This is a genomic window from Haloferax sp. Atlit-4N (assembly GCF_003383025.1).
GTDB lineage: Archaea > Halobacteriota > Halobacteria > Halobacteriales > Haloferacaceae > Haloferax > Haloferax gibbonsii.
The window spans coordinates 1-517 of the sequence record NZ_PSYY01000059.1; the positions used below are offsets into that span (position 1 = coordinate 1).

A 517-nucleotide genomic window follows, 5' to 3' on the forward strand; every position below is an offset into this window, starting at 1 on the left:
CCGGAAGAACACCACCGGCTGCTGGCAGTCGCGGCACCGAGGTGCCTTGCGGCTCACGCTGCGGCCTCCGCTCCGGGGACCGGGCGGTAGATGTTGACCTTCGCGCCCTTCGTGGACTTCAGGGACGAGTACGTGACGCCGGTGAACTCAATGAGCCCGTCCTTCTGCGCCGCGATGAGGCGCCGCGAGATCAGGCACTTCCGCACCTCAGGGAGCAGGTCGCGGAAGTCGTTGACGGAGAAGTTCTCGCCCTGCTTGACCATCGCCCGAATCGCCTGGTCGATGACCTTCCTGTCCCACTCATCCGACGGGCCGTACTCCTGCACGGAGCGGTGGTACTCGGCCCACGCGGCCTCGACGAGGCGGCGGGTCTGAGCGGACGGGGTGCACTCGACGATGGGGCGGCTCATGGGGTCACCGCCGCGTCGCCGCGAGGCTTCCAGATCCAGTAGTCGCCTTCCCACTCGGTGGAGACCGGGATGCGGGCGGTCCCGCGGCCGGTCTCATCGCTGTTGTA

The 517-nt window shown here is 68.1% G+C and carries 1 protein-coding gene; it reads right to left on the reverse strand.

Features of this window, described 5'->3' with window-relative positions:
* Positions 1-53: 53 nt before the first annotated feature.
* Entirely contained in the window at positions 54-410 is a 357-nt protein-coding gene (locus C5C07_RS20540) for a hypothetical protein (RefSeq protein WP_115806059.1), read from the reverse strand.
* Between the last annotated feature and the right edge of the window lie 107 nt (positions 411-517).

Bases quoted from the DNA above. Each gene is read 5' to 3' on its own strand.
- C5C07_RS20540 (WP_115806059.1), bottom strand. From the start codon at position 410: ATGAGCCGCCCCATCGTCGAGTGCACCCCGTCCGCTCAGACCCGCCGC.